The organism is Saccharothrix espanaensis DSM 44229, assembly GCF_000328705.1.
Lineage (GTDB): Bacteria > Actinomycetota > Actinomycetes > Mycobacteriales > Pseudonocardiaceae > Actinosynnema > Actinosynnema espanaense.
Genome location: NC_019673.1, coordinates 2949154 through 2973900 on the forward strand (window position 1 = coordinate 2949154; position 24747 = coordinate 2973900).

Genomic DNA, 24747 nt, shown 5'->3' on the forward strand with positions numbered 1-24747 from the left:
CACGCATGTCCACACTCCCCGGCGCGGCCGTGCGCCGTTCCCGCCCGGTGCTGCGGCACCTGGCGAGCCCGACCGCAGTCATCGGCGTCGTCGGAACCCTCATCTTCGTCGGCCTGGCGGTGCTGGCCCCCGTGCTGTGGGGTGACGCCGCGGCGCAGGAGGACCTGGCCGCGATCGGGCGCGGCGCGTCCGCCGAGCACTGGCTGGGCACCGACGCGTCCGGCCGCGACATCCTCCTGCGCACCCTGGTCGCCACCAGGACGTCGCTGTTCTACGGCCTCCTGGCCACCGTCATCGGCGTCGTGCTGGGTGTGGTCGTCGGCTGCCTGCCCTACGTCCTGCCGGTGTGGCTCGGGCGGCTCGTGGTGTCCACGGTGAACATGCTGGTGGCGTTCCCGGCGCTGCTGCTCGTGCTGTTCCTGGCGGTGTTCTTCGGCCAGGGCACGGTCGGCGCGGTGTTCGCGCTCGGCCTGGCCATCGCGCCCACCGTCGCCCGGCTGTGCCAGACCATGGCCGCGAGCGTGGCGGGCATGGAGTACATCAGCGCGGCCCGGGTGCTCGGCGTGTCCCGCTCCAAGGTGCTGTTCCGGCACGTCATCCCGAACATCGGGGACGTCGTGCTGGTCAACGCGACCGCTGCGGCGGCCAACAGCCTGACCGCGTTCGCCGGGCTGTCGTTCCTCGGCCTGGGCGTGCAGGCCCCCGACTACGACTGGGGCCGGCTGCTCGCCGAGGGCCTGTCCCGGATGTACCTCCAGCCCGCCGCCGCGCTGGGCCCGGCGGCGGCCGTGGTGCTGGCCGGGATCGCGCTGACCATGCTGGGCGACGCGGTCGGCCGGGCGGTGGGCATCACCCCGGTGCTGTCGCTGCGCCGGCTCGGGTCCCGGCCGACCCGGACGGCCCCGGCCGCCGAGCCGGACCGGTCGGCCGTGCTGTCGGTGCGTGACCTGTGGGTGCGGTTCCCGACCGAGGACGGCTGGCGGTCGCCGGTGCGCGGCGTGAGCTTCGACGTGGCGGCCGGCGAGCGGGTCGGCATCGTGGGCGAGTCCGGGTCCGGCAAGAGCCTCACCGCGCTGTCGGTGGCGCAGCTGGTAGACGGTCCGGGCGTGGTGGACGCCGGGTCGATCCGGTTCGACGGCTTCGAGTACGCCGGGCTGACCCGCAAGCAGGTCAAGGCCCGGGGCGACCACCTGGGCACCGCGCTGTCGATGGTCTTCCAGGACCCGATGTCCTCGCTCAACCCGTCACTGCGGGTCGGCGCGCAGGTCGCCGAGGTCGCCCTGCTGCACGGCGGGACCGGTGCTGCTCGGGCACGTGAGCGGGCGGTGGCCCGGCTCGCCGAGGTGGGCATCCCCGACCCGGCGGCCCGCGCCGAGCAGTACCCGTTCCAGTTCTCCGGCGGGATGCGGCAGCGGGCGATGATCGCGATGGGCCTGATGGGCCGCCCCCGGCTGATCATCGCCGACGAGCCGACCACCGCGCTGGACACCACCGTGCAGCGGGAGGTGCTGCGGCTGCTGGACCGGGTGGCCGCCGAGCACGCCGCCGCGGTCGTGTTCATCTCGCACGACATCGCGCTGGTGACCGGGTTCTGCGACCGGGTGCTGGTGATGTACCAGGGCGAGGTCGTCGAGGACATCACCACCGCCGACCTGGTCGCGGGCCGGGCCGCGCACCCCTACAGCCGGGCGTTGATGGCCTCCATCCCGACCCTGACCACCGACAAGTCCGCGCCGCTGCCCACCGTCGGCGACTTCGTGAAGGGAGCGGGGGAATGACCGCCTTCGAGGTTCGCGACCTGGTCGTCGGCTACGGCCGGGGCGCCCGCCGGGTGCGGGCCGTGCGCGGGGTCGGCTTCGCGGTGCCCGCCGGCACCACGCTCGGGCTGCTCGGCGAGTCCGGCTCGGGCAAGTCGACCATCGCCCGGGTCGCGGTCGGGCTGGAGCAGGCCACCTCCGGCGACGTGCTGGTGGACGGCGAGTCGGTGCTCGGCCCGGCCGGGCGCCGGGCGCGCTCCCGCGTGCAGATGGTGTTCCAGGACCCCTACTCGTCGCTCGACCCCCGGATGACCGTGGGGCGGTCGATCGCCGAGGGCGTCCACGCCGGCCGGCGGCAGCCGAAGGTCGACGGGTCACTGCCCGACGACCCGGCCGGGCTGCTGGAACTGGTCGGCCTGGACCCGTCGTTCGCCCGCCGGCTGCCGCACCAGCTCTCCGGCGGCCAGCGGCAGCGGGTGGCGCTGGCCCGCGCCCTGGGTGCCCGGCCGGCCGTGCTGCTGGCCGACGAGATCACCTCCGCGCTGGACGTCTCGGTGCAGGGCACCGTGCTCAACCTGTTCCGGCGCATCCAGCGGGACCTGGGCCTGTCCTCGGTGTTCATCTCGCACAACCTGGCCGTGGTCCGGTACGTGTGCGACCAGGTCGCCGTGCTCGACCGCGGTGAGCTGGTCGAGATGGGGCCGGTCGAGAAGGTGCTTTCCGAGCCCGAGCACCCCGCCACCCGGGCCTTGGTCGCCGCGGTGCCGCAGATCGGTGTCCCGCTGTTCACCCGCGTCTGAGAACGGAAACGCCATGCCCCGCACGTGCGCCATCGACGACCTGTGGGCCGACCGGGTCCCCTCCCACCCCGCGATCTCCGCCGACGGGACGCGCGCCGTGTTCGTCCGGGGCAGCCTGGACCGCGATGGCGACCGCGTCGTGCTGGGCGGCGCGTGGTCGCCGGACGGCAAGCGGCTGGCCGTGGTCACGCTCGGCGCGTACCCGGACCCGACCGCGCCGCTGGTGGTGGACACCGCGTTCCACAAGGCAGACGGGCTGGGCCGGTTCGGCGGCCTGCGGCTGGACCTGGTGGTGCTGGACGTGGTGGTGCTGGACGTGGCGTTCGGCGAGCTGACCCGGCCGGTGACCGGCCTGCCGGTGATCGACGGCGTCACCTGGTCGCCGGATGGCACCACGATCGCCTACGTCACCCACCGCGACGACCGGTGGGACACCACCTTCACCGGAGCCGTGGAGACCGTCGAGGTGGCCGCGCCGGAGCTGGACCGCGGCGTCCACGCGGGCCCCGGCGGGGCGGCGGACCAAGCCGTGCCGCTGCGGTTCACCCCGGACGGCCGCACGCTGTACTTCGCCGTGCGCGACCAGGGGCTGACCCACCTGCACGCGGTCGACTGGTCCACTCCGGACGCTCCCGCCCGGCGCGTGTTCGGCTCCACCACCGAGAGCCTGAACGGCCTGGCGGTGGCGGGCACCGGCCGACCGGCCACCATACTGTCCACTGTGGACAGCTTTCCGGAGGTCGTGCTGCTCGACGGCACGCGGGTCGTGCACCGGACCGCGCTGAGCGGCAACGGCCCGGCGCGGCTGATCCCGTGGGGGTACAGCTACGGCGGCTACGCCACCTGCTACCTCACCTCGCACCACCCGGAGGTGTTCGCGGCGGCGGTCGCGGGCGGGGTGGTCTCCGACCTGGCCGCGCTGCGGGCCGCGTCACCGATCGCCAAGGTCCGCGAGGTCACCGCGCCGACCCTCCTGCTGCACGCCGCCGACGACCAGCGCTGCCCGGTCGGCCAGTCCGAGCAGTGGTTCGTCGGCCCGCGCGAGACCGGCGTGCCGACCCGGCTCGTGCTCTACCCCGGGGCGTCGCACCTGTTCGTCCTCCTCGGCCGTCCCTCCCAGCGCGTCGACTACCGGCACCGCCTGCTCGCCCGGCTCGCCCAGCACGTGCGCTGAGCCCCCGCACTCCCCGGTCGCCGCGAGACCGGCCCAACCCCCGAAGGACATCCTCCGCATGAACACTCGGTCGAAGACAACCGCGGTGGCCGCCACCGCCGCGCTCGCGCTCGCCGCCTGCTCGTCCGGCACCTCCGCGGGCGGCTCCGGCGAGCCCCTGGTGGACGGGACGCTCAAGCTCGCCCTCCAGGCCGACCCCGGCTCGCTGTTCCCGCACACCACCGCCGACAGCTACAGCCGGCAGGTCATCGCGTTCGGCTACGAGAGCCTGGTGACCATCGCCCCGGAGGGCGAGGTCCGGCCGTGGCTGGCCGAGAAGTGGGAGACCTCGACCACCGCGACGACGTTCACCGTCCGCGAGGGCGTCAAGTGCGCCGACGGCAGCCCGCTCACCGCGAAGACCGTCGCCGCGAACTTCGACTGGCTCGCCGAGCCGAAGAACGGCTCGCCGCTGCTCGGCGTGTTCGTCCCGCCGGGGCTGACCACCACCGTGGACGAGGCCGCGCGGACCGTGACGCTCACCGCGTCCGGACCCGCCCCGTTCCTGCTGGAGAGCCTGGGCCAGGCGTTCATCGCCTGCGACGCCGCGCTGAAGGCGCCCACCGACCACGCGGCCAAGTTCAACGGCACCGGGCCGTACGAGCTGACCGAGGTCAAGGCGGGCAACAGCTACACGCTGACCCGCCGCGAGGACTACGCGTGGGGCCCGATGGGGACCACCGCGAAGACGCCGGGCCTGCCCAAGACCGTGGTGGTGACCGTGGTCGGCGACAACACCACCCGGGCCAACCTGCTGCTCTCGCGCGAGACCAACGGCGCCGGCGTGGAAGGCCCGGAGGCCAAGCGGGTCGCGGGCGCGGATCTGCCCTCGCTGGACTTCAACCTCCCGTCGACCGCGGTGTTCCTCAACCACGCCGCCACCCGCCCGACCGCCGACCCGGCGGTGCGCAAGGCGCTGGTGCAGGCCACCAACACCAGGGCGGTGGCGGACATCCTCGGTGGCGGTGACGGCGGCGAGGCGCTGTCGTTCATGGCCGGCGACCCGAAGGTGTGCCAGCCGGGCAAGATCCACGAGGCCGCGCCGAAGTACTCGGTGGACGAGGCCAAGCGCACCCTCGACGCCGCCGGCTGGACCGCGGCCGGCGACGGCACGCGGACCAAGGACGGCCGCGAGCTGGCGCTCGTCGTCGTGGTGCGCAGCGACGCCCAGCGGGTCGCCGGCTTCGAGTACCTGGTCAAGGAGTGGCAGAAGATCGGGGTGAAGGCCACCCTGAAGACCACCGACCCGGCGGGCGCGAGCGCCATCCTGTTCGACCCCGTCGCCGGCGACTGGGACGTCGCCGACTGGGGGCTGGCCGCCCCGTTCCCGAACATGCTGGTCCCGTTCTTCAGCGGCGCGGGCCCGGGGAACTTCTCCAAGATCGCCAACCCGGCCTACGACGAGAAGGTGGCGGCGGCCTCCGGCAAGCTCGGCGCGCAGGGCTGCGCCGACTGGGTGGCCGCCGAGACCGCGCTGGTCGCCGCCGCCGACATCCTGCCGATCGGCTGGACCCAGGTCTCCTACTTCTACCAGGGCTTCAAGTCCGACCGCTCGCTCCAGATCGAGCCGTGGTCGCTGCGCCAGTCGTCCTGACCACCGACGTCGAACCCGAGAGGACACCATGAACCACGCACTGCTCGCCTCGCCCGAGTGGCAGGAACGCCTGGACGTGCTCGCCACCGCGCACGACGTGCCGGGCGTCCAAGTGGGCGTGCTGGAGCTCGACGCCGACGGCAACGCGGAGGTCCGCGTGCTCGTCTCCGGCGTCACCAGCCTGGACACCGGCGTGACGGTCACCGAGGACACCCTGTTCCAGTACGGCTCGATCAGCAAGGTGTGGACCACGACCCTGCTGATGCAGCTCGTCGACGAGGGTCTGCTGACCCTGGACACCCCGGTCGTCGACGTCCTGCCGGAGTTCCGGCTGGCCGACCCCGAGCACGCCCCGAAGGTGACCGTCCGGCAGCTGGTCACCCACACCAGCGGCATCGACGGCGACATCTTCCTGGACACCGGCGACGGTGACGACTGCGTCGAGAAGTACGTGGCCGCGCTGGCCGAGACCCTCCCGTACACCCGGCCGGGCGGCCCGCTGAGCTACTGCAACGCCGGGTTCGTGCTGGCCGGGCGGATCATCGAGGTGCTGCGCGGGACGTCCTGGGACGACGCCGTCGCCCAGCACCTCGCGCGGCCCCTCGGGCTGACCCACGTCATCACCCGGGCCAAGGAAGCGCCGCTGTTCCGCACCGCCGTGGGGCACCAGGACAACCCCGACCAGGACAACCCCGACCCGGACGCCGCCGGCAAGGTCGTGCCCGCCAAGGTGTGGATGCTGCCGCGCTCGGTCGGGCCGGCCGGCCTGATCACCGGCACGGCCGACGCCCTGCTCCGGTTCGGCGCGCTGCACCTGCGCGACGGCGTCGGCCTCAACGGCGAGCGGGTGCTCTCCGCCGAGTCCGCCCAAGCCATGCGAACCCTCCAGGTCGACCTGTCGGGCGTGTCCACAGTGGACCGGGGCTGGGGGCTGGGCTGGATCCTGAGCGACTGGGGCCGCGCGGACGGCGCCCCGGTGACCGCCTCCCAGCACGGCGGCCACACCATCGGGCAGGTCGCCCGGCTGGTCACGTTCCCCGAGATCGGCGTGGCGGTCTGCGTGCTCACCAACGCCGACCGGGGCCTGGGCCTGTCCGACGAGCTGCTGGACCTGATCGGCGCCGAACTCGGCCTCAGCGCGCCCAAGCCGCTGGTGGAGGAGGGTGCGGACCTCGACGACCTGCTCGGCACGTACGAGACGGTGATGGTGCGCCAGACGATCGGCCGCGACGAGGACGGCCGGTACTACACGGACCTGGAGACCAAGACGCCCGGCATCGAGGACGCCGTCCAGCCGCGCCGGGAGGTCGTCCCGTCCGGCAAGGGCCGGTTCCTGACCGACGTGAACGGCGCGCAGACCGAGTTCACCCACGTGGTCGACGGGGAGGACGAGTACCTGTACATGTTCCGGCTGTTCAAGCGCGTCGACCGGTGAACTACCGGGACGCCGCCCGCGATCGGCTCGACCTGCTGATCGACCACGCGCTGCGGCTGGTGGCCTGCGAGTCCCCGTCCGGGGACCCGGGGGCGCTGGAGCGCTCCGCCGGGCTGGTGGCGATGATCGGCGCGGCGTACTTCGGGGTGCGCGGCGAGGTCGTGACGCGCGACGGCGTCCCGCACGTGCGGTGGCGGCTGGGCCACGGGCCGCGCCGCGTGCTGGTGCTCGGCCACCACGACACGGTGTGGCCGGTGGGCAGCCTGCAGCGGCTGCCCGCCGTGGCCGACGGCGGCGCGCTGCGCGGTCCGGGCAGCTACGACATGAAAACCGGCCTGGTGCAGGCGTTCCTGGCGTGCGCGCTGGTCCGGGAGCGGCCCGGCGGGCTGGCCGGGGTGAGCGTGCTGGTCACCGGCGACGGCGAAGCCGGGTCGGCGACGGCCCGCGCGCTGATCGAGCGCGAGTCCGCCGGGTGCGCCGCCGTGCTGGTGCCCGAGGGCGCCGGGCCCGGCGGCGAGCTGCTCACCGCGCGCAAGGGCGTGGCGCGCTACCGGCTGGAGGTCGTCGGCCGGGCCGCGCACCCCGGGCTGGAGCCGGAGCGCGGCGTCAACGCCGGGCTGGAGCTGGCCGCGCAGATCCCGGTGGTCGCCGGGCTCGGCGACGCCTCGGTGGGCACGACCGTCGTGCCCACCGCCGGGTCGATCGGCACGTCGGTGAACACCGTGCCGGACACCGCGCGGGTCGCGGTGGACGTGCGGGCGCGCACGGACGCCGAACTGGCCCGGGTGGACGCCGCCCTGCGCGGCCTGACCCCCCGGACGCCGGGCGCGCGGCTGGTCCTGCACGGCGGCGTCACGCACCCGCCGATGCCCCCGTCGGCGGACCTGTTCGCGCTGGCCGCGGCGTCGGCGGCGGCACTGGGCCTGGACCCGCCGGCCGACCTCGCGGTGGGCGCGGCGTCGGACGGCAACTTCACCGCCGCCGCGGGCGTGCCCACGTTGGACGGGCTGGGCGCGGTCGGCGGCGGCGCGCACACGCCCGACGAGCACGTGCTGATCGCCCCGATCGCGGACCGGGTGGCGCTGTTCGCGCACCTGCTGGACCGGTTGCTGGCCGGCTGACTGCGCCAAAAGGCGCATTAGAGTGAATCGGGGGATCGGTTCGGCGAGGAACGAGGACGGCGATGACGCAGACAGGCACCGGGGCACCGCTCGCGCCGCTGATCCAGGCGGTCGGCGCGACGCTGCTCAGCGTGCTGGCGGGCGACGTGGCCGGGGCCCGCCGGGTCGGCGGCATCGCCATCCACGACCCGCACGACACCGCCGCGCGGCCGGAGCGGGCCGTGGTGCTCGGCGTCGGCGTCGCGGGGGAGCGGCAGATCGCGGACGTGGTGTGGACGTGCCTGTCGGCCGGGGCGTGCGCGCTGGTGCTGCGCGACGACACCGGCCTGCCCGAGGCGGTCGCGGCCGAGGCGGCGACCGGCGGCCTGGTGCTGCTGCGGATCGCGCCCGGAATCTCGTGGAGCCAGCTGTCCGTGGCGCTGTCCACCGCGCTGGACCGGGAGACCGCGCGCGGCCGGCGGTGGGGCGAGCCGGAGCGGGTGAACAAGGAGCGGTCGCTGTCGGACCTGGCCAACGCGCTGGCCGCGACGATGCACGCGCCGGTCACCATCGAGGACCTCAGTTCCCAGGTGCTCGGCTACTCGGACAACCAGAACCTGGGCGACGCGCAGCGGCACGAGACCATCCTGGGCCGGGTCGTGCCGCCGAAGTACACCGAGAAGCTGCGCCGCGCCGGGATCTTCGAACGCCTCTACGCCCACGACGAGCCGGTGCTGGTGGACCTGGCGGTGATGCCGGAGCTGGACGTGCCCCGGGTGGCCATCCGGATCGCCAACGGCCAGTACGTGATCGGCTCGATCTGGGTGGCCACCGCGACGCCGATCGCCGAGATCGACACGTCGGTCCTGCGGGCGGCGGCCGAGCGGGCGGGCGAGCTGATCGACAGCGGCACCCACGACCAGGACCGGCGGCGGCGCTACGTCGGCGCGCTGGTCGGCGAGGACGAGCTGGAGGCCGCGCGCAGCGCGCAGGAGCTGGAGATCGACACCGAGTTCATCTACCTGGTGGTGGCCGAGCCGGTGCGGTCGGGCCTGGACCTGTCGGCGCGCGGCCTGGATCGGCACGCCGACATCCTGCACCTCCAGCTCACCGGCGTGAGCAGCCGCGCCATCGCCGCCGCGGTCGGCGGTCGGGTGGTGGGCGTGCTGCCGGTGGAAGCGCCCGAGACGGGCGGCCGGCGGGCCGTGGCGGCGGCCGAGAGGTTCGCCCAGACCGTGCCCGCGCACGTCGTGGTGGGCTCGGCGGTGAAGGGCGCGGGCGGGGTGTTCGGGGCGTGGAGCGACGCGCTGAAAGCCCTGGCGTCGGTGAACCGGAGCCCGGCCACGGCGAACCGCGCGACGGTGGTGCGGGTGGAGGACGCGTACTTCGACGTCCTGCTGCACGAAGTGGGGGAGAAGCTGCTGGCCCGAGACCCGGCCCTGCCGACCCCGGTGTCCCGGCTGCTGGACTACGACGCGGAACACCACACGGACTTCGCGGAGTCGCTGGTGGTGTACCTGCGCGAGTTCGGCTCGGTGCACGACGCGGCCCAGGCCCTGCACATCCACGCGAACACCATGCGCTACCGCCTGCGCCGCCTGTCGGACATCTGCGGCATCGACCTGACCAACCACGACGCCCGCTTCAAAGCAATGCTGGAACTCCGCATCCGCAACCTACTCGCCTAACCCGCCACTCTTGCCGCTCCTCTCCCGCCCCGTTCCCGCTGCCCGTCGACTTCTCGGCTCCCGCCACCGTTCCCGCTGCCCGCCGTCCCCGCCGCTCCTGCTGCTCTGCCGCTCCCCGCCGCCTTGCCTCTCCGCTGCTCCATCGTCAGCGCTCCCCACCCGGACCGCATCCGTCTTCTCCCGCCCGCCTTTCGCCCGCGCTCGCGTTCCGCCTCGACCACCTTCCGCCCCGGCCGCTGTCAGTCAGGCGCTCCGTCCAGGAGATCCACTAACCTTCCTCGCGCCTCGCGCCTCGCGCCTCGCGCCTCGCGCCTCGCGCCTCGCGCCTCGCGCCTCGCGCCTCGCGCCTCGCGCCTCGCGCCTCGCGCCTCGCGCCTCGCGCCTCGCGCCCCGCGCCCCGCGCCCCGGGCGGCGGGCCAGAGGCGGCGCGCGGCGGGTGGAGGCGGCGGGTGAGGCATCGCTGGTGCGGGGCGGTGATGGTGCGGCCAAGGTGTGGTTAAGCGTTGTTTGGTGGCGTTGGCACGACGCCATGGTCGTGGGGCTGGGTGGCGGGTCGGCTCGGAAGTGTGAACAGCGGCGCGTTTCGCCGCCCGGCCGGGTGGTCTTGCTCGTCACGGCGGGTGACGGGTCGGGGGCGTGGTGGGATTCCACGAATGCCCCGGCGGCATTAGGTGGCCTCGGACAAAGACCGGGGGTGGGGTCGCTCCGCAGTATTGGCGGCATGACGGATCTCCTTGCGCGCGACGCCTCGGCGTTGGTCGGGCAGTCCCGACAGGACGCGCTCGCCGCGGCGGACCGGGCCGGCGTCGCCATCCGGGCGCTCGACACGCTCCCCGAGCTGAGCGCGGCGTACGAGCTGTACCGGCGGATCTGGCGGCCCGACGCCGAGCACGTCGCGCTCTCCGTCGAGATTCTGCGCGGACTGTCCAAAGCGGGCGGCTACGTCGTCGGGGCGTACGCCGGTGAGCAGCTCGTGGGCGTCTCGGTGGGGCTCAACGGGGTGCCCGCGAGCGGTCGGCTGCACAGCCACATGGCCGGTGTCGCGCCGGAGGCGCAAGGGCGCAGCGTCGGGTCGGCGATCAAGCTGCACCAGCGGGCGTGGGCGTTGGCGAGCGGCATCTCCACCGTCGCCTGGACGTTCGACCCGCTGGTGCGCCGCAACGCCTACTTCAACCTGGCCAAGCTCGGCGCGCGACCCGAGGCGTACCTGACCGACTTCTACGGCCCGATGACCGACGGCATCAACGGCGGCGACGCCTCCGACCGGCTGCTGGTCGGCTGGGACCTGGCCGTGCCGTTCCCGCCAGCCGGCGCGGCCGACGACGGCGGCGTGCCCGCCCTGATCCGGTGCACGGACGAGGGCGTTCCGCACGTCGTGGCGTCGTCGGCGGGCTTGGTAGCGGTGCCGACGCCGCCCGACGTCGAGTCGTTGCGGCAGACCGAGCCGCGGGTCGCCGCCGCGTGGCGGCACGCGGTCCGGGAGGCGCTGGCGGGCGAGCTGTCGACCGGGTCGACCGTCACCGGTTTCTCCCGGACCGGCTCCTACCTGGTGGCACGGAAGGACAACGCGTGAAACTCGACGGCTTCGAACTGATCACGACCACGCTCCCGCTGGTCTCCCCGTTCCGCACGTCGTTCGGCGTGGAGACCGAGCGGGGCGTGCTGCTGGTGCGCGCGGTGACCGACGAGGGGGAGGGCTGGGGCGAGTGCTCGACCCTGCTCGACCCGCTGTACTCGTCGGAGTACCTGGCGGGCGTGCTCGACGTGCTGCGCCGCTACCTGGTGCCCGCGCTGGCCGACCTGCCGGCCGTCGAGGCGCACCGGGTCGGGCCGGCGCTGGCCCGGTTCGCCGGGCACCGGATGGCCAAGGCGGTGCTGGAGATGGCGGTGCTGGACGCCGAGCTGCGGCACCGGGGCGTGTCGTTCGGGCGCGAGCTGGGCGCGGTGCACGACAGCGTCCCGTGCGGGGTGTCGGTCGGCATCATGGACAGCGTGCCGCAGCTGCTCGACGCGGTCGCCGAGTACCTGGAGCAGGGGTACGCGCGGATCAAGCTGAAGATCGAACCCGGTTGGGACGTCGAGCCGGTGCGCGCGGTGCGCGAGCGGTTCGGCGACGACCTGCTCCTCCAGGTCGACGCGAACACCGCGTACACGCTCAAGGACGCCGGTCAGCTCGCCCGGCTCGACCCGTTCGGCCTGCTGCTGGTCGAGCAGCCGCTGCCGGAGGAGGACATCCGGGGGCACGCCGAGCTGCAGCGCCGGATCGCCACGCCGGTGTGCCTGGACGAGTCGATCGTCTCGGCGCGGGCGGCGGCCGACGCGATCAGCCTGGGCGCGTGCCAGGTGGTGAACATCAAGCCCGGCCGGGTCGGCGGGTACCTGGAGGCGCGGCGGATCCACGACGTGTGCGCGGCCCACGACGTGCCGGTGTGGTGCGGCGGGATGCTGGAGAGCGGCATCGGCCGGGCGGCGAACCTGGCGCTGGCGGCGCTGCCGAACTTCACCCTGCCCGGCGACACCTCGGCGTCGAGCCGGTACTTCCACCAGGACCTCACCCCGCCGTTCGAGCTGGTCGACGGCCGGATGGCGGTGCCGACCGGGCCGGGGCTGGGCGTCGAGCCGATCCCGGAGCTGCTGGCCGGGGCACGCCGGGAGTGGGTCCCGGTGCGCGGGTAGTTCACCTGGTGGAACGCCCCGCGCGGGCACCGCGCACGCTGGGAGTATCGGGTACGTCGGCGCGCGGTCACCGGAGCGCGCCGCGGACCGCTGGAGGGGTGCCGTGCCGCTGCCCGACGAACCGTTGCGGAAGCTGGGTTTTCTCATCATCGGGCTGTTCGACGGCGACGACCCGAGGACCGGCCACGAGTCCACACTGGACATCATCCGGTTCGGCGAGGACCTGGGCTTCGACAGCGCGTGGGTGCGCCACCGGCACCTCCAGTACGGCATCTCGTCGCCGGTCGCGGTGCTGGCGGCGGCCTCCCAGCGGACCAGCCGGATCGACCTGGGCACCGCCGTCATCCCGCTCGGCTGGGAGAACCCGCTGCGCCTGGCCGAGGACCTGGCGACGGTCGACGTGCTCTCCGGCGGCCGGCTCAACCCCGGCGTCAGCGTCGGCCCGCCGACGCACTACGACCGGGTCCGCGAGGCGCTCTACCCGGACACCGCCGACCAGGAGGACTTCAGCCACGACCGGGTGAAACGGCTGCTGGGCTTCGTCCGGGGCGAGCGGGCGACCGGGTTCAGCGGCACCGAGGGCATCGAGGTGTTCTCCGACCGGGTGCAGCCGCACGCGAAGGGCCTGGCGGAACGGCTGTGGTACGGCGGCGGCAGCACCCGGTCGGCGCGGTGGGCCGGCGAGAACCGGATGAACTACCTGACCAGCAGCGTGGTGAAGGCCGACGGCGACGCGGGGTTCGAGCAGCTCCAGCTCGCCCAGGTCCGGGAGTTCCGCGCGCACCACCCGGACGGCGAGAAGGCCCGCGTCTCCCAGGGCCTGGTGGTGATCCCGACCGACACGGCGACGGCGGAGCAGAAGGCGAAGTACCACGACTACGCCGCGAAACGCCTGCCGCGCACCGCGTCGCCGCAAGGCCCGGCCCGGCTGCTGTTCGCGCCGGACCTGGTGGGGCACTCGTCCGAGATCGCCGCGCGGCTGCACGCGCACGCGGTGTTCCGGGAGGTGGCCGAGGTGGCGTTCGCCCTGCCGTTCACGTTCGAGCACGCCGACTACGTCCAGATCCTGACCGACATCGCCACCGGCCTGGGCCCCGCACTCGGCTGGCGCCCCGCCACCTGAAGCCCCATCACCTGAAGCACCGTCACCTGACGACCGGGTCCGGAGTCTCCTGGCCCGTCGCCGTGGATCCTCCCCGTGCCGCATCCCGGGCCTCCGGTGGACGGGTGCGCGGTCGAGTCAGACGCGAGGAGTCAGGCGCGGGGGCGCCAGCGCTTCCACAGGGCGGTCGCCTCGGCGCGCGTCTTTCCGTCCCACACCAGTGACACGTCGACGGTCATCTGCGCCTCGGACGCCTCGGTCACCGTCGCCCGCAGCTCCACCGGGTCGTGCAACGGCGACGGGCGCAGGTAGCGGACGTCCAGCCCGGCCGTGACGTAGGACAGCGCGGCGTCGCCGAGCGGCGGCCACCCGCGCTTGTCGGCCTCCTGCATGACGGCGGCGGCGCTGTGGCAGTCCAGGACGGTGCAGATGATGCCGCCGTTGAGGAAGCCCAGACCGTTGTCGTGCGCGGGCCACGGCGTGAAAGTCGCGGTCACCACGCCGTCGTCGGCGGAGTAGCTGCGCAACTTCAGGCCGTCGGCGTTGGCGTGGCCGCACCCGAAGCACGGGAGGTCCGGGTACAGGCGTTCCTGGATGCTGGTCACCGGTCCACAGTAGGCACGGGGTCGGCCCGCGACGGCGGCCGGGCACCACCCGTCACCAGGTGCGGCCATCCGGGTACGTCGGGTAAACCGTACAGCGGCACGTGCTAGTGTGACCTGTGCCCGACGCGCCCACCCGGTACGGCTGGAGCTGTCGGCCGGGCGCGCGCGGGACCAGTGGCTCGGCAACCCAGTCCCCGGAGGATGTCTTCCCATGTTCAAGCGGATGCTCAGCGCCTTCGGCGTCGGCGGACCGTCCGTCGACACCGTTCTCGACTCACCGCACGCCACGCCCGGCCAGGTGATCACCGGCCAGGTGCGCATCCAGGGTGGCAGCGGCGACGCCAACATCGACCAGATCGTGCTCTCGCTGGTGACCAGGGTCGAGGTCGAGCACGGCGACCACGAGTTCGCCGGGGTGTCGGAGTTCCTGCGGATCCCGGTCGCCCAGGGCGTCCGGGTCGCGGCGAACCAGCCGCTCACCGTGCCGTTCCAGCTCCCGATCCCGTGGGAGACCCCGATCACCGCCGTCGGCGGGCACCCGCTGCCCGGCATGACGGTCGGCGTGCGCACCGAACTGGTCATCTCGGGCGCGCCGGACAAGGGCGACCTCGACCCGGTCGTGGTCTCGCCGCTGCCGTCGCAGGACCGCGTGCTCGACGCGTTCGGGCAGCTCGGCTTCCAGTTCCGCAGCGCGGACGTGGAGGCCGGCCGGATCCACGGCGTGCACCAGGAACTGGGCTTCTACCAGGAGATCGAGTTCTTCCCGCCGGCGCAGTACGCGGGCCGGCTCAACCAGGTGGAGCTCACCTTCGTCACCAGCCCGCACGAACTCGTCGTGGTGCTGGAGGCGGACAAGCGCGGCGGGCTGTTCAGCTCCGGCGGCGACTCGTTCGGCCGGTTCCACGCCTCGCACCAGGACGCGCAGCACACCGACTGGGCGTCGGCGATCAACGGGTGGCTCGCGCAGATCGTCGAGCGCGGTGGCCACGCCGCCCACGGCCAGTCGGCCTTCGGTCAGTCCGCCTTCGGCCAGCCCGGCCACCCGCAGGCCGGCTACCAGCAGCACGGGCACTACGACCAGCACGGCCACCACGGGCGGCGCGGTCCCGGCGTGGGCGGTGTCGTCGCGGGCGCGGCGGCCGGTGTCGTCGGCGGGATGATCCTCGGCGAGGTCGTGGAAGACGTCTTCGAGGGCGACGGCGGAGACTTCGCCTCCGAGGAGTGAGCGCGGTCCGGGGTGGGCCGCGGCGGATATCCGGTCGCGCGGCCCACTCCCGGCCGGAGATCATCGGTTGATGGGACAGAGGTCGGAACGGGCCGTCGTGCTCGTCACGGGGATCCAGGCGGCGGGCAAGTCCACGGTCGCGCAGTCGCTGGCCGAACGGCTGCCGCGCTCGGTGCACGTCCGCGGTGACGTGTTCCGGCGCATGGTCGTCGGCGGGCGTGCGGAGATGGGGCCGGAGCCGTCCGAGGAAGCGTTGCGGCAGTTGAGGTTGCGCCACGACCTGGCGGCGTCCACCGCGGACGCGTACTACGAGGCCGGCTTCACCGCCGTGGTGCAGGACGTGGTGCTCGGCGAGTTCCTGCCGTACCTGGTCGACCGGGTCCGCAGCCGCCCGTTGCTGGTCGTGGTGCTGGCGCCGACGCCGGCGGCGATCACCGTGCGCGAGGCGGGCCGCGCCAAACGCGCCTACGACGAGTGGACCGTGAACGCCCTCGACCGCGTGCTGCGCGAGGAGACCCCGCGCCTGGGCCTGTGGCTGGACACCTCGGAGCAAACAGCGGACGAAACCGTCACCGAGATCCTGGCCCGATGGTCGGAGGCCGTGGTCGAGTAGTCCGCACGTTCGTGCGCGCGGCCGGGGGCGTGTCGGCGGATCAGCCTCGGCCGAGCGTCACGCGGTCCTCCTGCGCCGGCCCACCACGACCGCGCCCAGCCCGGCGGCGAGCAGGGTCAGCGCGGCGAGCGACTGCCACAGCAGGCCGCCGAACCCGGTCTTGGCCAGCGACGAGTCACCCGAATCGCCCGAGCCGGCACCGGGCAGCGAACCACCGGGCACCACCGCGCCGGGTGACGTCGTGGTCGCGCCGGTCCCGCTGGTCCCGCCGGTGGTGTGGGTCGTCGTGGTCGGGGCCGTCGTCGTGGTCTGGTCGGTGGTCGTCGCGCCGGTGGTCGGCGAGGTCGGGGTACTGGGGCTTGTGGTCACGTCGGGGGCGCAGTTCGCGGCCACCTCGCCCAGCCGGACGGACGCGATCGGGCCTTCGTGCTTGCCCGCGAACGACCCCGCGATGGTGATGTCGAGCCACGCGCGGGCGGTGTCCTGGCGGGACTGCGCGGCCGGGTCCTGGTGCGGCGTCACGGTCACGGTCAGCGTGCCGGACCCGAGGTCGGCCACGCCGAGGTCCGCGCCGGTCACCGGGAGCGCGGTGACCCCGGCCCCGACCCGGTGGCCGAGCACGGTGATCTCGCCGCTGTCGGACCGGTTGTAGGCCAGCGCCCACGGGCCGACCGGCGGCGGCACGCACTCGGCGTAGGAGTCCAGCGACGCGACGGCCAGCAGGTCGCGCCCGTTGTACGGCAGCGTCAGCGCGGTGAGCTGGGCCTGGGCGTAGTTCTTGCCGTCGGACGACGCGGTGCGGGTGGTCCTGGTGGCGATCCCGACCCGGTCGAGCACGCCGTCCGGGTCGCTGAAGTCGCCGGGGTTCTCGCCGTGGCCGGTGCTGACCGCGGACCCGTAGTCGCCGGTGTACGCGCCGAGGCCGAGCGCCGGGACGTCCGCGACGGTCAGCCGCACGAGGCTCGCGCGCGCCGCCTCGGACTCGGCCGCGGCGACGGACGGCGCGAGCAGCCCCGCGCCGGCGGCGAGCAGCAGCGTGGAGGCCACGAGCGAACCTGATCTGACTGGTGAAAAGTTGCGCACCGTGCATATGTACGCCTGAATGGGTGTATTTCATAGCCCGAACAGGTCACACTGACGGCGGCTGCTTGCTTTGCCCGAGGTCGTAGGGGCCAAAGGAGGGCGCCGGCCGACCGGTCGTGTCGATTGTCACGGAGCCACGCGGGCCGCGGGGCCCAGGAGGTGTGGCCCAGGAGATGTGGCCCAGTGGCCCTAAGAGGGCGGCCGGGTCTGATGGCTGCCCGGAGGTCACCGGGCAGCCATCCGGGGTCACGGGACGTGGACGCTCCCGCCGAACTCGCTCACCGCGAGACTGCCCGGCCCGACCAACCCGACGCGCTCGCCGGCGCAGCGCGAGTCGTGGAAGATCACCACCACCTGGTCGGTGCGGTTCTCGACCCTGAGCGGGGTCGTGGTGTTGCGGTAGCAGCCGCTCGGGTTGCGGTACTCGCGGTCGCCCACCTTGAGCACGCCTTGCGCGGCCGACGCCGCCGGAGCCGCGACCAACCCCACCGCCACCGCCGCGGCCACGCCGACCGCGGCGGCCAGTTGTCGTGTCACCATCGCGGAGAACTCCCTTCCGGTCCGAATGCCGCACAGCATCCGCACCATCCGGACCTCGCGCGCGCGAATCGACCCCAGGTCCCACGACGGAACAGCATCCAACTCGAACCGGTGATGTGCGCCGGGCGTGCGTGACGCGCGGTCACCGGGCTTCGAGGGCGGTCCGACCCCGACCCGTCAACGGACCGCCGCACGGCTCGGGCGGGTGTGGTGCTGTACTGACCGCTGATCCGTCGCAGGGGGAGGTCGTCAGTGGCTCAGATCCAGGTGCGTTCCGGTGTCAACCCGGACGAACCGGAGGTGCCGGTCGTGGTCGTGGTGATCGACCCCGAGGGGCCGCCGGCCGAGCAGGTCCTGAACAACCTGTCGAGCTACTGCTACGAGGGCGACGGCGTCCTCTACTTCGCGCAGACCGACGGCTGGGCGGAGTCCGCGCTCGCGGGCGACCGGCTCACCGTCGACATCGTGGCCCACCCGGCCGCGCTCAAGCAGGTCGACGTCGACCCGGAGCGGTTCCCGGTGCGGTCGGCGACCGACCCGGAGGCCGTGGTCGTGCTGCGGGTGGAGACCCGGGTCGACCCGCAGGTGTTCGCACGGGCGGAGCCGGGTGCGGCGGTGTTCGCGCTGGGCCCGGACGAGACGCTGGAGGACGCCCTCGCCGACGAGGAGTCGTGGCCGATCGTGGTCGCGCCCCCGCCCGAGCGCTGACCCGCGTAGCGCCGGAGGGCTCACCGCCGGGCGGCCGGGGGTCGCCCCCCGGCCGCCCGTGCGGGTCAGCAGCCGCGACGGGCCGGGGCTTCGCGGGTCACCAGGTCGGTGCCGCCCGCAGTGCCGTCCAGCCACACCACGCGCCGGTTCCGGTCGGCCGCGAACGACGCCTGGTCGCCCCGGTTGCACGAGACGCGCTCCGGCGTGCCGCCCCGGACCGGGACCTGCACGAGCTTGGGCAGGCCGGCGTTGGTGCCGGCCGCGCCGACCCGCGTGCTGAACGTCAGCCACTGGTCGCTCGCGTCCAGCGCCGGGTACATCGGGGCGTGCTCGCCGTCCTCGGCGACGACCGCGCGCACCCGCCGGCCGTCGTGGTCGGCCGCCAGGACGCCCGAACGGCCGTCGATGCCGACGTCCTGGATCCACGCCACTCCGCTCGCGGTGAGCACGACGTCCTTGACGAACACCGAGCCGGTCGGCGACGGGACCACCGTGCGGGTGCCGGTGCGCAGGTTCTCCACGACGGCGTTGTAGTACCAGCCGGTGCCGTCCCGCCGGACCTGCGTGTAGGACAGCAGGTGCCCGCGCAGGAACGGCCGGTTGCCCTGCACGCCGGGCTCGGGCGTGAGGTTGCGGGCGGGGCCGTCGCCGACGCGCACCCACACGTCGGTCTCGAACGCGCCGGCGAAGTCGAAGTGCTGCCACGCCACGACGTCACCGGAGACCACCGGCACGGACAGCTCGGCGTCGGTGCCGCCGTCGACGACCGTCCGGAGGGGACCGCCGTCGAGCGTGCGGGCCAGGATCCGGCTGCCGGCCCGGGACCGGTTGCTCCACACCGCCGTGGTGCCGTCGGTGTTGGTCTGGGCGTTGCTCGTGCCGTCCTTCGCCGACAGCCGCACGGGCGGCGTGGCGCGGTCGGTGCGCCCGGCGAACACCTCGGCGGCCTGCTCGCCGCGCGGGTCGGACAGCAGCACCACGTACCGGCCGTTCGCGGCGGACGGGAACGGCGACACCGACGTCACGCCGGGGACCAGCGTGGTGCTGTCGGTGCCGAGCCTCTGCTCCCAGCCGGGCACGATGCCGTGGTCGTCGAACGCCCTGGCGATCGTCGCCTGCTGCCGCGCGGTGAGCTTGAGCGCCGCCGCCGCGCCGAGCACGGCCGTGCGGCCGTCCACGAACGTGTCCAGCGGAGTCAGGTACTCGGTGAGCGCGGTGTAGACGACCTTGTCGGCCAAGGCCGGGTCGAGGCGCTCGCGGATGTCCCACAGCGCGCCGCCGAAGATGGTGGAGTTCAGGTGCACGCCGCCGTTGTCGGTGTTGTTGGTGACGCCGAGGTAGTCGTGCACGGTGGTGCGGCCGTCGTTGAGGTCGCGGATCGCGCACTCCTCGGGCGCGGTGGTGCGGCACAGGTCCTCGCCGAGCAGGCCGGCGTTCGGGTCGGTCATCGGCGTGCCGGTCACGGTCACATCGATGGCGTTGCCGAGGTAGTCCGAGACGGCCTCGTTGATCGCGCCGGACTGTCCAAGGTAGACCAGGCCCGCGGTGTGCTCGGTGATGCCGTGGGTCATCTCGTGGCCGACGACGTCGAGGTCGGCGGAGAGCGGCAGCCGCTCGCCGGTCGCCCAGCCGTAGACCATCTTCCGCCCGTCCCAGAAGGCGTTGAGGAACGGCCGGCCGCGGTTGGTGACGCCCGCGACGGACACGCTGGAGCCGCCCTTGCCGTCGATGCCCTCGCGGCCCAGGCGCTGCCGGTAGAACTCGTAGACCTGGCCGGCCGACCAGTGCGCGTCCACGCCGCCGGTCTCGGCCGCCGCGCCGTCGAACCGCGTGGTGTCGGCGGCGAACAGCTTGGTCTCGGGCGGGAACTCGCCGAGGAAGTCGTAGTAGTCGCGCTTCTCGGCGTCGTAGGTGAGGATCTCGCCGCCGGTCGCCGGGAACATCGCGCGGCTGCGGTCGCGCAGCTCGAACCGGCCGTCCGCGCGCTCGTAGACGGCCAGCGGTTTGGTCTTGCCGTTGGCCGCGACGCCCTCGCCGGTCGCCGGGCCTTCGGCGAAGTGCAGGTTGTCGTACTCCAGCGCGACGGCACCGGTGTGCGCGTCGACGTAGACCTCGCGCCGCATGGGCTGCCCCTTGGGCACGTCCTCGCCGCGCACGGTCAGGTGCCAGGTGAGCACGCCGGGACCGTTGGGCAGCACGACCAGGCCGTGCCGCTCGGTCTTGGCCCGGGACCGGGTCTGCGGGTCCAGCGCCGCCAGCGCGCCGCCGACGGCCCGGTCCTCGGACACGGTCGGGGTGGTGTCGACGGTCAGGCCGCGCGCGGTCCGGTCGGTGGTGGCCCGCACGGTCCGCTCCGCCGCCGGACCGGCCAGGTGCACGAGCGTCTGCGCGCCGAAGACCGGCACGCCCCGGTGGCGCTGGCCGAACCGGACGGTGGACCGGTCGCCGGAGTCGGTGGTGGACAGCGGGGCGAGTTCGACGCCGCCGGTCGCGGCGCGGGCCAGGGTGAGGTCGTCGGCGTGGGCTGCCGGTCCGCCCGGTAAGACGGTGGCGGCGAGCGCGGCCAGGACCGCGGCCCCCGCGAGAGACTTCCGCATGGAGATCCTCCTCGCCCGTGCGTCGGCAGGGATGTCGCGGCACGGGTGCGGCCATGGTCGCGCTGTCGAGTGGTGCGGACCTATCCGGCGTTGATCGTCAACAGTTGGCAGTTCGAGCCCGATCAGCCGCCGGGTCTGGGCCGGGTGTCCCAGGGGTTCACCGGGTCGGCCCAGCGCGGCGCGCTCCCGACGAACGCCGCCACCCCCTCCGCCGCCGAGCCGCCCTACCCGCCGGCCACCGGGACGCCTGCGGTCAGCCGGCCGTCGTGGACCTCCACGAACCGGTCGGCGGTGGTCAGGTGGGTGCGGTCGTGGGTGACCAGGACGGTGGCCGTCGCCTGGCGGTGGGTCAGGCGGGTGATCAGGTCGAGCACGGCCGCGCCGCGTTCGTGGTCCAGAGCGCTGGTCGGCTCGTCCACCAGCAGCACCTTCGGGTCGTTCACGAGCGCGCGGGCGATGTTGACGCGTTGCCGTTGGCCTCCGGACAGCTGGTGCGGCCGGCGGCCGGCCAGGTCCGCCAGGCCGACGGCGGCCAGCAGCTCCAGCGCGCGGGGTCGGGCGGCGGTGGGGGAGCGGCCGTCCAAGTGGGCCATGACCTGGAGCTGTTCGACCGCGGTCAGCGACGGCAGCAGGTTCGGCTGCTGGAACACCGTGCCGATGGACCGCCGGCGCAGCGCGGCCAGCTCGCCCCGGCTCAGGCCGGTGGTGGTGACGCCGTCCACCGCGACCGTGCCGGAGTCCGGGGTGACCAGGGTGGCGGCGACGGCGAGCAGGCTGGACTTGCCGGAGCCGGACGGGCCCACCAGGGCTGTCAGCGTGCCCGCCGGGACGGCGAGGGTCACCTGGTCGAGCGCGGTCAGGCGACCGTCGCCGTCCGGGTAGGTGAGGGTGATGTCGTGCAGTTCGAGGCTCATCGGGCGGCTCCCAGGGCGGTCAGCGGGTCCACGGACGTGATGCGGCGGACGGCCAGCGCCGCGCCGGCGGCACCCAACAGCACCGTCACCGCCGCCGGCGGCAGGACCGTCGCGGGGGTGAGCAGGAACGGGATCGCCGAGCCGGCCAGGGCGGCACCCGCCGCGACCGCCAAGCCGGTGCCGAGCAGGGTTCCACCGGTCAGCACGACGACCGCCTGGCCCAGGGCGTCACGCAGGAGGCCGGCGGTGGACGCGCCCAACGCCTTCAGCACGGCGACGTCGCCGGCCCGCTGGATCGTCCACACGGTGAAGAACGCGCCGATCACCAGCGCCGAGATGGCGAACAGGAAGCCGCGCATCAGCTGGAGCGAACCGTTCTCCGAGGTGTAGGAGCCGATGCCCGCCAAGGCGTCGCCGGTCGGCACGGTCCGGGTGCCGGCGGCGGCGTCGATCGCGGCGGTGTCCGTGCCGTCGGTGGTCAGGGCGAGGACGGTGGCGGCCTGGGTGCCCGGTGGCGCGATGTGCCGCCACGTGTCCACAGTGGTCCAGACGACCGGGGTGTGGCTGTACCAGGTGTCGCCCTGCACGGCTGTGACGGTCAGCGTGCGCCCGGCCAGGGTGATCGTGTCGCCGAGGGCGGCGGCCAGATCGGCGGCGGCGGCGGTGGACAGCACCGTGGAGCGGTCGTCCCCCACCGGGGCGAACGACGACCCCGGACCGACGCCGAACACCGTGACCGGGGCGTTGCGGCCACCCGCCGAGGCTTTGCTGGTGGTGATGCCCAGCGGCTCGGCGGACCGGACACCCGGCGCGCCCGCCCACCGCCGCACCTGCTCGTCGGTCACGGTGGACTCGGCGAACGACACCTCCGTCCCGCCGAAGGCGATCCGGTCCGCGGGCAGGTCCGCGATCCCCGAGGTGTTCTGCCGCCCCAGCCCGGCGGTCAGCCCGGACAGCAACCCCACCAGCAGGGTGATGAGCACGATGACGCTCCCCATGAGCGCGAAGCGCCCCTTGGCGAACCTGAGGTCCCTCCAGCCGACGTACATCCCGTCCTTCTTCCCCGGAGCCTCCGACAGCCCCGGTGCGCTTCCCACCGTCTCCCGGGGCGGGGGCCGGGGCATCGCGCGGGAGAACGGACTTCCCGCGCCGTCCGGCGGCCGCGGACCTCGAACTTTCGGTTGATGCCGGCTTCGGGCAGGTCACCTACCCTGGACGGTGCTCATGGAGAACACCCTCACCACCCGCGCCGCTCTCGCCTGGTGCCTGCACCTGCTGGTGGTCGGCCTGATCGCGCTGGCCGCCCTCCGCACGGCCGCGAACGCACCCGCGATCGCCGACGGGACCGCGTCGCGGACGGCCGTTGTCGCGGCGCTGCTGGCCGTCGTGTACGCGGTGGGTGTGGTGGTGCCGGGCGTCAGCCGGTCGCGACGGTCCGCCAGGTGGTGGCTCGCCGCCGTGTGCGCGGTGTGGGTCGCGCTGCTCGTGCTCACGGCCGACGCGGTGTGGGTGGCGTTCCCGTTGTACTTCCTCCAACTGCACCTGCTGCCACGCCGCGCGGGCGTCGCCGCGGTCGCCGTCACGGCGCTCGCCGCCGTCACCGCGTTCGCCGTGCACCAGGGCTTCACCCCGGCCGCCGTGCTCGGCCCGGTGCTCGGCGCGGCCGTCGCGGTCGCCGTCGTGTGGGGTTACCAGGTCCTCTACCGCGAGAGCGAACGCCGCCGGCGGCTCATCGAGGAGCTGACCGCCACCCGCGCCGACCTGTCCGAAGCCCAGCACGCGGCCGGGGTGCTCGCCGAGCGGGAACGCCTGGCCCGCGAGATCCACGACACCCTCGCGCAGGGCCTGTCGAGCATCCAACTGCTGCTGCGCGCCGCCGAGCGCATCCTGCCCGACCGCCCCGAGGACGCCGCCCGCCACATCGCGCAGGCCCGCCGCACGGCCGTGGACAACCTCGCCGAAGCCCGCCGGTTCGTGGCCGCGCTCAGCCCGCCCGCCCTGGACGGCACGACCCTCGCCGGCGCGCTGGAACGCCTGTGCGCCACCACGCGATCGCCGACGGCCCGCTTCCACCTCGTCGGCCGGCCCGTGCCGCTGCCCACCGCGCACGACGTGGCACTGCTGCGGATCGCGCAGTCGGCGCTGGCCAACACCACCCGCCACGCCCGCGCCGGCACCGCCGAGGTCACCCTCGACTACCGGGACGACGAGATCGCGCTGGAGGTCGCCGACGACGGCGAGGGCTTCGACCCGGCGGCGCTGCCCGCGCCCGACCCGGCCGCCGGCGGGTTCGGCCTGGCCGCGATGGCCGCCCGGGTGCGCTCGCTCGGCGGCACCCTCACCGTCGAGTCGGCACCCGGCCGGGGCACCACCCTGGCCGCCCGGCTCCCGATCCCCGAGGCCGCCCGGTGACCCCGATCCGACTGCTGCTGGCCGACGACCACCCGGTGGTCCGGGCGGGCCTGCGGGCCGTGCTGGAGACCGAGCCGGACCTCGTGGTGGTGGCCGAGGCCGCGACCGCCGAGCAGGCCGTGGCGCTGGCCGCCGAGCTGGACGTCGACGTCGTGCTGATGGACCTCCAGTTCGGCGAGGGCATGAACGGCTCCCAGGCCACCGCCGCGATCAGCGCCCTGCCCGACGCGCCGCGCGTCCTGGTCGTCACCACCTACGACACCGACGCCGACACGCTGCCCGCGATCGAGGCGGGCGCCACCGGCTACCTGCTCAAGGACGCCCCGCCGGAGGAGCTGGCCGCCGCCGTCCGCACCGCCGCCGCGGGCCGCACGGCGCTGGCCCCGGCCGTGGCCGACCGGCTGATGAACCGGCTGCGCACCCCCGGGACCGCGCTCACCAGGCGGGAGACCGAGGTGCTGTCGCTGGTCGCCGAGGGCCTGTCCAACCACGCCATCGGCGCCCGCCTGGACCTCACCCTGGCCACCGTGAAGTCGCACCTGGTGCACATCTACGCGAAGCTGGCCGTCGACTCCCGCACCGCCGCGGTGGCCGCCGCCACCGCCCGCGGCCTGATCCGCCGCTGACGACCGTCCTCTCGCGACGGTCACCCGGTCGTGGCGGACGTTTCGCCCGGCATCGGCGA

General features: G+C 74.1%; 21 protein-coding genes. 15 read left to right on the forward strand and 6 right to left on the reverse strand.

Translation table 11 applies throughout. The annotated features are described in order from the left end of the window. The first annotated feature begins 5 nt into the window (after positions 1 to 5). The 10 genes from BN6_RS13505 to BN6_RS13550 all read left to right on the forward strand — a co-directional run bounded on the left by BN6_RS13505 (position 6) and on the right by BN6_RS13550 (position 13386). Positions 6 to 1778, forward strand: a complete 1773-nt coding sequence (locus tag BN6_RS13505) for a dipeptide/oligopeptide/nickel ABC transporter permease/ATP-binding protein (RefSeq protein WP_015100209.1) — start codon at positions 6 to 8, stop codon at positions 1776 to 1778. Continuing rightward, positions 1775 to 2557 (forward strand): ABC transporter ATP-binding protein, encoded by a 783-nt coding sequence (locus BN6_RS13510; protein WP_015100210.1) that lies wholly within the window; start codon positions 1775 to 1777, stop codon positions 2555 to 2557. Before BN6_RS13505 ends, BN6_RS13510 begins: the two co-directional genes overlap by 4 nt. Before the next feature lie 13 nt (positions 2558 to 2570). Further along, complete coding sequence (locus BN6_RS13515) at positions 2571 to 3731, forward strand: S9 family peptidase (RefSeq protein ID WP_041312727.1); 1161 nt, start codon at positions 2571 to 2573, stop codon at positions 3729 to 3731. Positions 3732 to 3789: 58 nt separating this feature from the next. Next, entirely contained in the window at positions 3790 to 5364 is a 1575-nt protein-coding gene (locus BN6_RS13520) for an ABC transporter substrate-binding protein (RefSeq protein ID WP_015100212.1), read from the forward strand. Between the two features lie 28 nt (positions 5365 to 5392). Then, positions 5393 to 6799, forward strand: coding sequence for a serine hydrolase domain-containing protein (locus tag BN6_RS13525; protein ID WP_015100213.1), 1407 nt, complete (start codon positions 5393 to 5395; stop codon positions 6797 to 6799). After that, complete coding sequence (locus BN6_RS13530; RefSeq protein WP_015100214.1) at positions 6796 to 7920, forward strand: M20/M25/M40 family metallo-hydrolase; 1125 nt, start codon at positions 6796 to 6798, stop codon at positions 7918 to 7920. The genes BN6_RS13525 and BN6_RS13530 overlap by 4 nt, the downstream gene beginning before the upstream one ends. A gap of 62 nt (positions 7921 to 7982) precedes the next feature. Further along, positions 7983 to 9587, forward strand: coding sequence for a PucR family transcriptional regulator (locus tag BN6_RS13535; protein ID WP_015100215.1), 1605 nt, complete (start codon positions 7983 to 7985; stop codon positions 9585 to 9587). Positions 9588 to 10308: 721 nt separating this feature from the next. Next, positions 10309 to 11160 (forward strand): GNAT family N-acetyltransferase, encoded by an 852-nt coding sequence (locus BN6_RS13540; RefSeq protein ID WP_063641800.1) that lies wholly within the window; start codon positions 10309 to 10311, stop codon positions 11158 to 11160. Then, entirely contained in the window at positions 11157 to 12263 is a 1107-nt protein-coding gene (gene menC / locus BN6_RS13545; protein ID WP_015100217.1) for an o-succinylbenzoate synthase, read from the forward strand. Before BN6_RS13540 ends, menC begins: the two co-directional genes overlap by 4 nt. Positions 12264 to 12366: 103 nt before the next feature. Beyond that, positions 12367 to 13386, forward strand: a complete 1020-nt coding sequence (locus BN6_RS13550) for an LLM class flavin-dependent oxidoreductase (protein WP_015100218.1) — start codon at positions 12367 to 12369, stop codon at positions 13384 to 13386. A gap of 131 nt (positions 13387 to 13517) precedes the next feature. Here the strand turns inward: BN6_RS13550 and BN6_RS13555 are convergent, their stop codons facing one another. Then, the gene (locus BN6_RS13555) at positions 13518 to 13970 is read right to left on the reverse strand and encodes a PaaI family thioesterase (protein ID WP_041312730.1); all 453 of its coding nucleotides are present in this window, start codon (positions 13968 to 13970) and stop codon (positions 13518 to 13520) included. A 211-nt stretch (positions 13971 to 14181) separates the two neighbouring features. Between BN6_RS13555 and BN6_RS13560 the strand changes: the two genes are divergently transcribed. Further along, a complete protein-coding gene (locus tag BN6_RS13560; protein ID WP_015100220.1) occupies positions 14182 to 15195 on the forward strand; it encodes a sporulation protein in 1014 nt (337 codons plus the stop codon). 70 nt (positions 15196 to 15265) lie between these two features. Continuing rightward, the gene (locus tag BN6_RS13565) at positions 15266 to 15808 is read left to right on the forward strand and encodes an AAA family ATPase (RefSeq protein WP_015100221.1); all 543 of its coding nucleotides are present in this window, start codon (positions 15266 to 15268) and stop codon (positions 15806 to 15808) included. 57 nt (positions 15809 to 15865) lie between these two features. On the opposite strand, the gene BN6_RS13575 is transcribed toward BN6_RS13565, so the two are convergent. Continuing rightward, positions 15866 to 16855 (reverse strand): hypothetical protein, encoded by a 990-nt coding sequence (locus tag BN6_RS13575; protein WP_015100222.1) that lies wholly within the window; start codon positions 16853 to 16855, stop codon positions 15866 to 15868. 282 nt (positions 16856 to 17137) lie between these two features. Next, a complete protein-coding gene (locus BN6_RS13580) occupies positions 17138 to 17431 on the reverse strand; it encodes a hypothetical protein (RefSeq protein WP_148302857.1) in 294 nt (97 codons plus the stop codon). A gap of 252 nt (positions 17432 to 17683) precedes the next feature. Between BN6_RS13580 and BN6_RS13585 the strand changes: the two genes are divergently transcribed. After that, positions 17684 to 18139 carry a hypothetical protein gene (locus tag BN6_RS13585; protein WP_015100224.1) on the forward strand — a complete coding sequence of 152 codons (456 nt, stop codon included), beginning with the start codon at positions 17684 to 17686 and terminating at the stop codon, positions 18137 to 18139. A gap of 65 nt (positions 18140 to 18204) precedes the next feature. Here the strand turns inward: BN6_RS13585 and BN6_RS13590 are convergent, their stop codons facing one another. From BN6_RS13590 to BN6_RS13600, 3 genes are all read right to left on the reverse strand, one after another. Next, complete coding sequence (locus BN6_RS13590; RefSeq protein ID WP_015100225.1) at positions 18205 to 20736, reverse strand: M4 family metallopeptidase; 2532 nt, start codon at positions 20734 to 20736, stop codon at positions 18205 to 18207. Between the two features lie 224 nt (positions 20737 to 20960). After that, complete coding sequence (locus BN6_RS13595; RefSeq protein ID WP_015100226.1) at positions 20961 to 21650, reverse strand: ABC transporter ATP-binding protein; 690 nt, start codon at positions 21648 to 21650, stop codon at positions 20961 to 20963. Beyond that, a complete protein-coding gene (locus tag BN6_RS13600) occupies positions 21647 to 22699 on the reverse strand; it encodes an ABC transporter permease (RefSeq protein WP_015100227.1) in 1053 nt (350 codons plus the stop codon). The genes BN6_RS13595 and BN6_RS13600 overlap by 4 nt, the downstream gene beginning before the upstream one ends. 175 nt (positions 22700 to 22874) lie before the next feature. Between BN6_RS13600 and BN6_RS13605 the strand changes: the two genes are divergently transcribed. Both BN6_RS13605 and BN6_RS13610 read left to right on the forward strand, forming a co-directional pair. Next, positions 22875 to 24062: a sensor histidine kinase gene (locus tag BN6_RS13605; RefSeq protein ID WP_015100228.1), complete on the forward strand. Its 1188-nt coding sequence runs from the start codon at positions 22875 to 22877 to the stop codon at positions 24060 to 24062. Next, on the forward strand, positions 24059 to 24688 hold the full coding sequence (locus BN6_RS13610; RefSeq protein ID WP_015100229.1) for a response regulator: 630 nt from the start codon (positions 24059 to 24061) through the stop codon (positions 24686 to 24688). Before BN6_RS13605 ends, BN6_RS13610 begins: the two co-directional genes overlap by 4 nt. Positions 24689 to 24747: the final 59 nt, after the last annotated feature.

Coding starts and splice junctions, on each gene's coding strand:
- BN6_RS13505 (WP_015100209.1), top strand. CDS start 6: ATGTCCACACTCCCCGGCGCGGCCGTGCGCCGTTCCCGCCCGGTGCTG.
- BN6_RS13510 (WP_015100210.1), top strand. CDS start 1,775: ATGACCGCCTTCGAGGTTCGCGACCTGGTCGTCGGCTACGGCCGGGGC.
- BN6_RS13515 (WP_041312727.1), top strand. CDS start 2,571: ATGCCCCGCACGTGCGCCATCGACGACCTGTGGGCCGACCGGGTCCCC.
- BN6_RS13520 (WP_015100212.1), top strand. CDS start 3,790: ATGAACACTCGGTCGAAGACAACCGCGGTGGCCGCCACCGCCGCGCTC.
- BN6_RS13525 (WP_015100213.1), top strand. CDS start 5,393: ATGAACCACGCACTGCTCGCCTCGCCCGAGTGGCAGGAACGCCTGGAC.
- BN6_RS13535 (WP_015100215.1), top strand. CDS start 7,983: ATGACGCAGACAGGCACCGGGGCACCGCTCGCGCCGCTGATCCAGGCG.
- BN6_RS13540 (WP_063641800.1), top strand. CDS start 10,309: ATGACGGATCTCCTTGCGCGCGACGCCTCGGCGTTGGTCGGGCAGTCC.
- BN6_RS13560 (WP_015100220.1), top strand. CDS start 14,182: ATGTTCAAGCGGATGCTCAGCGCCTTCGGCGTCGGCGGACCGTCCGTC.
- BN6_RS13565 (WP_015100221.1), top strand. CDS start 15,266: ATGGGACAGAGGTCGGAACGGGCCGTCGTGCTCGTCACGGGGATCCAG.
- BN6_RS13580 (WP_148302857.1), bottom strand. CDS start 17,431: ATGGTGACACGACAACTGGCCGCCGCGGTCGGCGTGGCCGCGGCGGTG.
- BN6_RS13590 (WP_015100225.1), bottom strand. CDS start 20,736: ATGCGGAAGTCTCTCGCGGGGGCCGCGGTCCTGGCCGCGCTCGCCGCC.
- BN6_RS13595 (WP_015100226.1), bottom strand. CDS start 21,650: ATGAGCCTCGAACTGCACGACATCACCCTCACCTACCCGGACGGCGAC.
- BN6_RS13600 (WP_015100227.1), bottom strand. CDS start 22,699: ATGTACGTCGGCTGGAGGGACCTCAGGTTCGCCAAGGGGCGCTTCGCG.
- BN6_RS13605 (WP_015100228.1), top strand. CDS start 22,875: ATGGAGAACACCCTCACCACCCGCGCCGCTCTCGCCTGGTGCCTGCAC.